This is a genomic window from Streptomyces sp. (assembly GCF_036566765.1).
Lineage (GTDB): Bacteria > Actinomycetota > Actinomycetes > Streptomycetales > Streptomycetaceae > Streptomyces.
In genome coordinates this window covers 1-9,334 of sequence record NZ_DATCVQ010000309.1, presented here as the reverse complement: position 1 = coordinate 9,334, position 9,334 = coordinate 1, and the positions used below count along the sequence as shown (strand labels likewise).

Below are 9,334 nucleotides of genomic sequence, written 5' to 3'. Positions count from 1 at the left end.
GGGTTCCGCCGGTCGGTGACGGCGTGGGCAGCGTGCATGACGGGCCGCGGACACCGGTACGCGAGCCCCGACGCGCTGCGCGCGGCGCTGCAGGGCGTGCGCACCCGGGCGGCCGAGACCGAGCTGGCCGTCGCGGAGGCCGAGTGCGCGGCCGACTCCGGCCTGGCGGCCACGGCGAAGGCGCTGGACGCGCGGTACGGGGCGGAGGCCCGCCGCCGCCACGCCGCGCAGATCGCCACGAAGGCCCGCCTCGAACGGGCCGCACTGCCGAGGGCCCGCGAGGTCCTCTCCAGACGACCGTGAGCACTCCTGCTCCCGGCTCCACCCGAAGGGAATCGACACACGATGCGCAAGCACATGACGAGGAAGGCCCTGGCCGCGGCAGCGGTGGCCCTGGCGGCGGCGACGGCCGCGACGACGCCGTCGCTCGCCTCCTCCCCGTCCTCCGCCCCGTCGTCCTCCGAGTCCGTGATGGCCGACGGCTACGTCCACGTCTGGGAGCACGGCGGCGCCGGCGGCGCCACGTGCAGGTGGAGCGGCGACGACAGCGACTACCGCTTCAACACCGGCTGCGGCGACATGAACGACAAGGTCTCCTCGGCCAGCAACAGCGGCTACTCGGGCGCCTACGAGGACGTCCTCTTCTACGAGAACATCGACCGCCGCGGCTCCTTCGTCTGCCTCCCCAACGGCGTCTACTGGGAGAGCATGCCGTCCGGCTGGAACGACCGGGCCTCCTCCCACTCCTGGGGCAGCGCCTGCTGATCCGGGGCGGCCGGGGCACCCCGTGCGAGTGATCATCGGTGTGTCCGCGTGAACGGGCCCGGTGCGGTGGAACAGGGTGGCGTCCATGCGTCTCTCCTCTTCCCTGCCGCGCCGTGCCCTGCTCCCGTTCGTGGCCGCTGTCGCGTTGTTGACCACCGGCGGCTCCTCGACGGCCGCCGCGGCCGAGTGCGGTTCGATCATCACCGCCCCGCTCGCCCGGCCTGTCGCCGCCGACGACCCGTGTCCCAGCACCGACCCGGTCGTGTGCCGGATCCGCGTCCTGCCGATGGACGAGAAGGTCGAGGCCCAGCGCACCCGGATGAGCTATCACGAGCTCCTGGAGGACATGCACCGCACCGAGGCGAACATGCGCGAGGCGGGCTCCACCGACGAGGAGATCGCCCGTGAGCTGGTCGACATGCGCAACCAGGCCAAGGCGATCACCCGCGCGGGCATGACCCCGGAGGAGGTCCGCATCCTCGAGCAGCGCAACCAGGCCAAGTACGGCAACCCCCTCGGCCCCACCGCCGACCAGCTCTACGCCAAGTACGGTTCCTGGCAGCAGGTCATCGACGCCTCCATGCGCACCAGCTACGCCGTGGACCGCGAACTCAGCCTCGAGTACCGCCCCTGCCCGGTCTGACTCACCCGGCCGCGGCGGCCGGGCGCCGGCGGAGTGCGACCCGTGCCAGGTCGACGAGGCTCAGGCCGAACATCAGGACGCCCAGAGGGATGTGCAGGCTCAGCACGTGCTGGACGCCCAGCACCACCTGCAGGGACGCGAGGAGCAGGAACCCTGTCGCGTAGGCGATCGGCCGGGGCGAGGCGCCGCCCGGTCGCCACGCCAGGATCGCGGCGAGCAGGTACAGCATCGACGCGGCGTACATCCCTCGGGCTCCGCCACTGTGCAGCAGCTCTCCGTGCTGCGAGGACAGGGCCATCCCGGACGTGACCGCCTGGAAGAAGATGGCCACGGTCTGCAGGGCGATCGAGGCGCGTACGAACGTCGCGAGCCCGGGGCTGCGCTGTTCCGCCGTCGTCCGTGCCGTCGTCTGTGCCGTCGTCTGCGTGGCCATGATGGTCCCGCCCTTCTGCTGCTCGGAGTGGTCCGGAGCCGAACCCGCTCTCTCAGCAGCCCGACGAAACAGCCCTCGGAAATGTGAGGCGCGTACCGCAGAATCACGGAGTGAGGCGCGTCTCATCGATCATGACGAGGCGGCTCGAACGAAGGGGGCCACCACTGTCATGACCAGCCGTACCGAACCCGCGCCCGTGCACGACCGGCCCGATCCAGGCCCTGGCGTCATCGCGGGCGAGCACCGGCAGTTGATCAATGTGGCCTACCGGCTCCTCGGCTCCCTGGCCGAGGCCGAGGACGCCGCTCAGGAGGCCTTCGCCCGGTGGTACGCCCTGTCCCCGCGGCAGCAGGAGGCCATCGAGTCCCCCGGAGCCTGGCTGACGACGGTGGTCGGCCGCATCTGTCTCGACGTCCTCGGCTCGGCGCGGGCGCGGCGCGAGCGTTATGTGGGCGAATGGGTACCGGAACCGCTGCCCGACACCACGGAGTGGATGACCGGACGACCGGGCGGCGGCGCAACCGACCCCGCCGATCAGATCGCCCTGGACGAGTCGGTCGACATGGCCTTCCTCGTCGTCCTCGAATCGATGACCCCGGCCGAACGGGTCGCGTTCATCCTGCACGACGTCTTCCGGTACCCCTTCAACGAAGTGGCCGCGGTCGTCGGCCGCACGCCCGCGGCATGCCGGCAGCTGGCCACGTCGGCCCGCCGCCGCGTCCGCGCGGCAGGGTCTCCCGTGGTGCCGACCGGGCGGCAGGCCCGCGTCATCAAGGATTTCAAGCACGCGTGGGAGACCAAGAACATCGCCGCCATCGTCGGCCTGCTCAACCCCGACGCCACGATGATCGCCGACGGCGGCGGCCTGGTCGGCGCGGCGCTCCGCCCGGTCGTCGGCGCCGCGGAGATCGCGGCTTACATCGTCGCGATCGGCGACCAGGCGCCGGACATGACGCTCCTGGTGCGCTCGGTCAACGGCCGGCCCGGTCTGGTGGCCCAGCGCGCCGGCACCACCGTGACGGTGGCGGCGTTCGGCCTCGCCGACGACCTGATCACCCACATCTGGGCCGTACGCAACCCGGAGAAGCTCCAGCCGTGGACCGCGTGACACCCGCCTGAGTCCGCAGGACGTCCGCACAACGACGAAGGTCCCGACCGCTTCAGCGGTCGGGACCTTCGTCTGCCCTGGCGGGCGGCTGCGGTGGTCACATGCTCCTGAGGGCGGGTTCGAGGTCGGGCTTGTCCGCCGGAGGCCGGGGGGCTTCGTGATGCCTGAACAGATTGCTCGGCCACCACATCCATCGGCCCACGTCCAGGGTCAGCGCGGTGACCAGCACCGAGCGGACGATCATGGTGTCAAGGAGCACGCCGAACGCCACCGCGAACCCGAGCTCGGCCGCGAACACCAGCGGCAGCGAGGCCATCGCCGCGAAGGTGCCGGCCAGCACCAGACCCGCTGAGGTGATCACACCCCCGGTGGTGGACAGGCCAAGGAGTGCGCCGCGCCGGGTGCCGTGCAGCAGCGCCACTTCGCGCACCCGGGTGACCAGGAAGATGTTGTAGTCGATGCCCAGGGCGACCAGGAACACGAACGTCAGGAGCGGGAAGGAGGCTTCTGCGCCGGCGAAGTCGAACACGTGGTTGAACACCAGGCTGCTCACGCCGAGGGCCGCTCCGAACGACAGCACCACCGTTGCCATGAGCAGCAGCGGCGCGACGATCGCCCGCATCAGCAGCGCGAGGATGAGGAGTACCACCACCAGCACGATGGGGATGATCACCTTGGAGTCGCGGGCGGCCGCTTCCTGCGTGTCGAGCATGATCGCCGTGCTGCCGCCGACCTGGGCATCCGCACCCTCGATCTCGTGGACCGCGATTCTGACCTGCTCGACGGTGCGGATCGCGGTCTTGCTGCTGGGGTCGTCCTCGAGTTCCCCGAGCATGATGACCTCGCCGCCCTTGACCATCGGCGTCGAGACGCCGACGACTCCCGGTACGCCGGACAGCGCCGTCCTCACCTGCTTCGCCGAGGCGGCCTTGGCCACGACGACGACGGGGTCGCCCGACCCGGCCGGGAAATGCTCGGACTGGATCTTCTCGCCGACGGCCATCTGCGGTGTGCCGGTGAACTGGTCCTTGTTGGACAGTCCGTCGGCCTTGAGCCCGAGCATCCCGATCGCCATGGCGCCGAGGACGAGCGTGGTGCCGATCCACACGATCCGCGGCCGGCGGGAGACAGCAGTGCCGACCCGGGTCCAGATTCCTTCCTTGGCCGCCTCGGCGGATCCGTACGACGGCTTCACCGGCCAGAAGATCCAGCGGCCGCAGATGACCAGCAGGGCGGGCATCAGGGTGACCATGGCGAGCAGCCCGACGAGGATGCCGACGGCACAGGCCGGCCCGAGCCCCTGGGTGGAGCTGAGAGTGGCCAGCATCAGCAGCATCAGGCTGACCGCGACGGTCGCGGCGCTGGCGATGATCGCGGGACTGGAGCGGTACAGGGCCTCTGCCATCGCCTCGTGCCGGTCCTCATGCCGCAGCAACTCTTCCCGGTACCGCGAGATGAGCAGGAGTGCGTAGTCGGTGGCGGCGCCGAACACCAACACCGTCAGGATGAAACTGGTCTGCTTGTTGACGACGAGCCCGGCGTTCTTCGCCAACAGGTAGATCACCGCCTCCGACGTGACCAGGGCGACGCCCACGGTCAGCAGTGGCAGCAGGGGCAGCAACGGGCTGCGGTAGGTGAGCAGCAGCATCACGACGACCACCAGTGCGGTGATCGTCGTCAGGGCGCCCCCTCCGCTGAATGCCTTGATCGAGTCGGACGCGTAGCCGCCCGGTCCGGTGACGTGGAAGCCGAGACCGTCGGCGTTCTCCTCGCCGACCTTGATCATCGCGTCGACGGTCTTGCCGATCCCTTCCCAGCCCGTCTTGTCCTTGTGGAGCTGGACCACGGTCTGGATGGCCTTGCCGTCCCGGGCCTTCACCGGTCCCTGTGGCTTCCCCACGACGTTCTCTATGCCCGTGAAGGCTTCGGCGTCGGCTTGGGCCTCGGCCATGTCGGCAGCGGTGATGCCCTCGGGCCGGTCGTAGATCACGATCGCGGGCACGGTGTCGGCACGCTGGAAGTTCTCGGCCCGCTCTACGACCTTGGTCGACTCGGCGTTACCGGGCAGCCAAGCCGAATTGTCGTTCTCCTCGACGTCGCCGAGCTGGCCGGCCAGCATCAGGACCGGGATCAGCAGGGCCGCCCAGAGCGCGAGGACGACCCACTTCCCCACTCTTCCACCGGGCAACGAAGCCAGTCTTCGCATCATGTCGATTCCTCAGTGTTCTGTTGAGTCGACGTGAGAGCTTGTCGGGCGGGGTGTGGGACATCGTGGCTCTCTCGTCGCGGATGGGTTCCGGACTACGAGCGACGCAGGACCCCTGATTGTGAGGTCCGCCCCCCGAAATGTGATCCACGCCTCATCAGTGGCCTCTGATGTCCGACAGGGCTCACCGTCGCCGGCCTCGCTCGCCCGGCTCTCGAGAGCCGCGGAGGTCCATGGCTCCAGCCATGCGGCTTCAGATGAACACCAGCGCGGCAAGGCCGAGGTAGATGCCACCAGTGAGGTGGGACAGTCGGCGGGCGCGGCGCGGTGTCCCGCGGAGTCGGCTGGTGAGTGCGGCGCCGATGAGTGCGTAACAGAGGTCCAGCGCGAGGGCGATGGACAGGAAGACCGCGCCGAGTACGAGCATGCGCGCCCGGGTGTCCGACGCAGGCAGGCCGGTGGGCAGGAACTGTGGGAGGAAGGCCAGGAAGAACAGGACGACCTTGGGATTGAGCAGGTTGACGAGGACGGCGTCGCCGTAGAGCCGGAGCAGTCGGCGTTGGGTCGGCCGTTCGGCGCCGACAGCGGGGGGCGAGTGGCGGAGCAGCGCGCGTACGCCCAGGTAGGCGAGGTAGCCGGCACCCGCGTAGCGCAGGACGGTGAAGGCGAGCGGGTGGTCGGCGATGAGCGCTGCCAGTCCGCAGACGGCGGCGACGACGTGGAGGAGCGTGCCGGTCTCCACACCGAGCGCCGAGACGATGCCGGCCCGCCGTCCGTCCTGCACGCTGCGCGTGACGATGTAGATCAGGTTGGGTCCGGGCACGGCGACCAGGACCAGCGAGGCCAGGACGAAGGCGGCGAGCGAGGTCATCCGCGTTCCAGTGCCGTGTGCAGCAGGCCGAGGGGCGGGGCGCCGAGGTCGAACAGGGCGCCGTGGAATCGGCGGAGTGAGAAGGCGCCGCCCCAGCGTGCCCGGGCGTGCTCGCGCAGATCGAGAATGGCGAACTTGCCCCAGGTGTAACGGCCGTAGGTGGGGTCGAACAGCCCGCGCTCGGCCTCGTGCAGGGCTGCGGGACCGGCCAGCGAGACGTCCTCGGCGAACCGTGCCGCCGCGTCCGACAGGGTCATGGCTCCGGTGTGCAGTCCGATCGCGCAGGCGAAGCGGGTGACCCTGCGCAGCGCGTCCTGGGCGACGGCGACGGCGACGCGTGGATCGCCGTCGCGGAAACCCTGTTCCAGGGCCAGCTCCTCGCAGTAGTGGGCCCAGCCCTCGATGAAGGCCTCGGAGTGGAGCGTGCGGCGGACGTCGGTCGTCGCCCGGCGCAGCGCCCTGCCGTGGCTGGCGTGCCCGGGCGCCACCTCGTGGATGGCCATGTTGGGCATCAGGGTCCGGTTGAAGCCGGTCGACAGCCATTGGTCGCTCTCGGCCCCGTTCCAGCTGCCGTCCGGGAGGGTGATGCGGAAGCTGCTGGGTGCTTCGGCCTCGTGGGGCGCGGACGCGAAGAGGCCGGCCAGCGACCGGCGCTGGGATTCGGGCATCGGCTGGACGTCCACGTCGACATCGTGGTGGGGCACCAGATCGTGCCGGGCGGTCCAGGCGACCGTCTCGTCGACGAGCGCCGCGAACTCGTCCAGCAGGCCGTCGGCGTCGGGGTGGTCGGACTGGAGGGCCCGTACGGTGTCGGCGGGCGCGGCCTTGGGGTCGGTGCGGCGCAGCGACTCGTCGAGCAGTGCACGCAGCCGGTCCCGTTCCGCGTCCACCCTGGCGGTCATCGCGGTGAGGTCCACGGTGCAGGCCTCGGCCGCGCCGAGGAGCCGGGCGAGTGCGGGTCCGCCGAGCGCGGCTGACGGCGGGCCTTCGCCGGCGGCTCGCTCCAGGTGGGTCAGGAGCCGGGCGTGCGCCCGGCCGGCGGCGGCGTGGACGGGGCCGCCCTGGGGGTCGAGAAAGGCGGCCAGTCCACGGGCGAGCGGGAGCGTGGCGTCGGCCAGCGCCGCGGGTACGCGGTCCAGTGCCTCGATCGCCGCGTCCACGGCGTCCGGCCAGCGGCGCAACTGGGCCGACCGGGCGGCGTCCCGCTCGGGCTGAGGCGCGTAGGGGCGGTCGTAGCCGGACAGGTCCAGGTTCTCGATGTGCCACAGGGGGTTGCTCCGGTGCAGTTCGAGCTCGCCGAAGCGGACCCGGAGGGCTTCCTCGGCAGCCGCCGCGTGCGCCTCGTCGTGCGGGTCCGGGTAGGGCTCGGCGCCGGCGGGGCCGCCGAGCGCGGCGATGCCGCGTCGGACTCCGTCCGGAGACAGGTCCTGGACCGTTCCGTCGTACTCGTGCCTTCCCGCGCTGTCCCGCGCGGCGAAGACGGACAGGTGGCAGATGGCTGCCAGTCGGGGGTCAAGGGCTGAGGTGGATGTCATGCCGTTAGCCTCTGTCGGCGGCGGCTCGTACGTCCGTGCCAATGGAGGGGAAAGTGGACCGGGTTCGTGAGATGTCCGAGCCGGCCGGGCTGATCGACCTGCTGGGCGACTGGAGTTCGGCCGAGGGGCCGCTGTACCGGCGGCTCACCGATGCGTTCGTCCGAGCCGTACGGTCCGGGGACCTGCGCACCGGTGACCGCCTTCCGTCCGAGCGGCGGCTCGCCGACGCGCTCTCGGTCAGCCGGGCGACGGTGGTCGCGGTCTACGACGCACTGCGCGGGTCGGGCCTGGTCGAGACCCGCCGGGGCAGCGGTACGCGGGTGTCGGGAGGAGCCGCCGTCCATCGGGTTCCGGTGGACGGGCGGGTGCGCGGCGGCCGGGCCGGCGCGGTGATCCAACGGCTGGTGGCACAGCCGCCGAACCTCATCTCCTTGGGGCAGGCGGCCGAGGCCGGAGGTCCGGATCTGGCCCGGGCGCTGCTCGACCTTGTACGTGAGGACCTGCCCGGGCTGATCCGTGACGCGGGTTACCACCCGGCCGGGCTGCCCGCGCTGCGGGCGGCGATCGCCGCCCATCACACCGCTCACGGGCTGCCGACCACGCCTGACGAGGTGGTGGTGACCACCGGCGCCACGCAGGCCGTCACCCTGAGTGCCCAGCTGTACCTCGGGCGCGGGTCGACCACGATCGTGGAGTCCCCTGGGTGGCCGGGCTGCCTGGACGTCCTCAGAGCGGCCGGCTCCCGGCTGGTCGGCGTCCCGCTCGACTCGGACGGCATCCGGATCGACCGGCTTGCCCCCGCTCTCGCCGAACACCGGCCCGCGTTGCTCTATGTCATGCCGACCTACCACAACCCCACCGGTGCCCTGATGTCCGCCGGACGCCGCCGCCGGGTGGCCGAGCTCGCCGCCGAACACGGCGTCACCGTCCTCGAGGACAGCGCCCACGCGGCGGCTCTCGCTCCCGGGCAGGCTCCGCCGCCGATCGCCGCGAACCCCGCCGGGGGAACCGTGCTGACGGTGGGTTCACTGGCCAAGGCGGTCTGGGGCGGTCTGCGGATCGGCTGGATCCGCGCGCCGCAGGACGCCGTGGCACGCCTGGCCCGTCTCAAGGCGCTCAACGACCTCGGGAGCCCCATCCTCGACCAGGCCCTCGCCGCCCGCCTGATCCCCGCGCTCCCAGCCCTCGCACCCGATCGGGACCGTCTCCTCCGCGAGCGGTTGGCCACCATGACCCGGCTGCTTGCCGAGCAGCTTCCGGACTGGCGCTGGCAGGAGCCGCGGGGAGGCTCCGTGCTGTGGATCCGGCTGCCGCCAGGCACGGACGCCCAGATCTACGCGCAGCTGGCACTGCGCCACGGCGCGGAGGTCATCCCGGGTGCCACGATGGATCCGACCGGCGCCCACGACAACTACCTCCGCCTCCCCTACTCGTTCGCAGCGGGGACCTCGGCAGAACTGGTCGGCCGCCTCTCGGCCGCCTGGGCCGCACTGCCTCGGAGCAGTGGCCGCTGAGGCTGCGGCCAAGACCCCTGCTCTGGTGACGTCTGCGGCGGTACCGCAGCGGGTGCTGTCCCGACCGGGGCTTCCGCTCCCATGCCCCCTGTGCGCAGGAAGGTGCGCCGACACAGCTGTCCCAGGGCTTGGTAGAAGCGGTCCGGCAGGAATGCGGCATCGGCGACGATCATGGCGCCGGAGAAGAGCGGCAGTCCCATGAGCACCCCGATATTCACGTGCATGCCCAACAGCAGGATCAGGAAGGGGTATTTGAGCT

General features: G+C 71.2%; 8 protein-coding genes and 1 pseudogene. 5 read left to right on the top strand and 4 right to left on the bottom strand.

Features of this window, described 5'->3' with window-relative positions; translation table 11 throughout:
• From VIU94_RS17800 to VIU94_RS17790, 3 genes and pseudogenes are all read left to right on the top strand, one after another.
• Nucleotides 1-303, top strand: a pseudogene (locus VIU94_RS17800) (hypothetical protein); the annotation flags it as partial.
• Nucleotides 304-357: 54 nt separating this feature from the next.
• On the top strand, nucleotides 358-765 hold the full coding sequence (locus VIU94_RS17795) for a peptidase inhibitor family I36 protein (protein WP_331912632.1): 408 nt from the start codon (nucleotides 358-360) through the stop codon (nucleotides 763-765).
• A gap of 85 nt (nucleotides 766-850) precedes the next feature.
• Nucleotides 851-1,408 (top strand): hypothetical protein, encoded by a 558-nt coding sequence (locus tag VIU94_RS17790; RefSeq protein ID WP_331912630.1) that lies wholly within the window; start codon nucleotides 851-853, stop codon nucleotides 1,406-1,408.
• A 1-nt stretch (nucleotide 1,409) separates the two neighbouring features.
• Here VIU94_RS17790 and VIU94_RS17785 read toward each other — a convergent pair whose 3' ends face one another.
• Entirely contained in the window at nucleotides 1,410-1,841 is a 432-nt protein-coding gene (locus VIU94_RS17785; protein ID WP_331912628.1) for a hypothetical protein, read from the bottom strand.
• Nucleotides 1,842-2,010: 169 nt separating this feature from the next.
• Here VIU94_RS17785 and sigJ point away from each other — a divergent pair, with 169 nt between their 5' ends.
• Entirely contained in the window at nucleotides 2,011-2,949 is a 939-nt protein-coding gene (gene sigJ, locus VIU94_RS17780) for an RNA polymerase sigma factor SigJ (RefSeq protein WP_331912626.1), read from the top strand.
• 97 nt (nucleotides 2,950-3,046) lie between these two features.
• On the opposite strand, the gene VIU94_RS17775 is transcribed toward sigJ, so the two are convergent.
• From VIU94_RS17775 to VIU94_RS17765, 3 genes are all read right to left on the bottom strand, one after another.
• A complete protein-coding gene (locus VIU94_RS17775) occupies nucleotides 3,047-5,158 on the bottom strand; it encodes an MMPL family transporter (RefSeq protein WP_331912624.1) in 2,112 nt (703 codons plus the stop codon).
• A gap of 250 nt (nucleotides 5,159-5,408) precedes the next feature.
• The gene (locus tag VIU94_RS17770; RefSeq protein WP_331912622.1) at nucleotides 5,409-6,026 is read right to left on the bottom strand and encodes a LysE family translocator; all 618 of its coding nucleotides are present in this window, start codon (nucleotides 6,024-6,026) and stop codon (nucleotides 5,409-5,411) included.
• Entirely contained in the window at nucleotides 6,023-7,561 is a 1,539-nt protein-coding gene (locus VIU94_RS17765; RefSeq protein ID WP_331912620.1) for a DUF885 family protein, read from the bottom strand. The genes VIU94_RS17770 and VIU94_RS17765 overlap by 4 nt, the downstream gene beginning before the upstream one ends.
• A gap of 53 nt (nucleotides 7,562-7,614) precedes the next feature.
• On the opposite strand from VIU94_RS17765, the gene VIU94_RS17760 reads away from it, so the two are divergent.
• Nucleotides 7,615-9,075 carry an aminotransferase-like domain-containing protein gene (locus VIU94_RS17760; protein ID WP_331912618.1) on the top strand — a complete coding sequence of 487 codons (1,461 nt, stop codon included), beginning with the start codon at nucleotides 7,615-7,617 and terminating at the stop codon, nucleotides 9,073-9,075.
• Nucleotides 9,076-9,334 lie beyond the last annotated feature (259 nt).

Bases quoted from the DNA above. Each gene is read 5' to 3' on its own strand.
- VIU94_RS17795 (WP_331912632.1), top strand. From the start codon at position 358: ATGACGAGGAAGGCCCTGGCCGCGGCAGCGGTGGCCCTGGCGGCGGCG.
- VIU94_RS17790 (WP_331912630.1), top strand. From the start codon at position 851: ATGCGTCTCTCCTCTTCCCTGCCGCGCCGTGCCCTGCTCCCGTTCGTG.
- VIU94_RS17785 (WP_331912628.1), bottom strand. From the start codon at position 1,841: ATGGCCACGCAGACGACGGCACAGACGACGGCACGGACGACGGCGGAA.
- sigJ (WP_331912626.1), top strand. From the start codon at position 2,011: ATGACCAGCCGTACCGAACCCGCGCCCGTGCACGACCGGCCCGATCCA.
- VIU94_RS17775 (WP_331912624.1), bottom strand. From the start codon at position 5,158: ATGATGCGAAGACTGGCTTCGTTGCCCGGTGGAAGAGTGGGGAAGTGG.
- VIU94_RS17770 (WP_331912622.1), bottom strand. From the start codon at position 6,026: ATGACCTCGCTCGCCGCCTTCGTCCTGGCCTCGCTGGTCCTGGTCGCC.
- VIU94_RS17765 (WP_331912620.1), bottom strand. From the start codon at position 7,561: ATGACATCCACCTCAGCCCTTGACCCCCGACTGGCAGCCATCTGCCAC.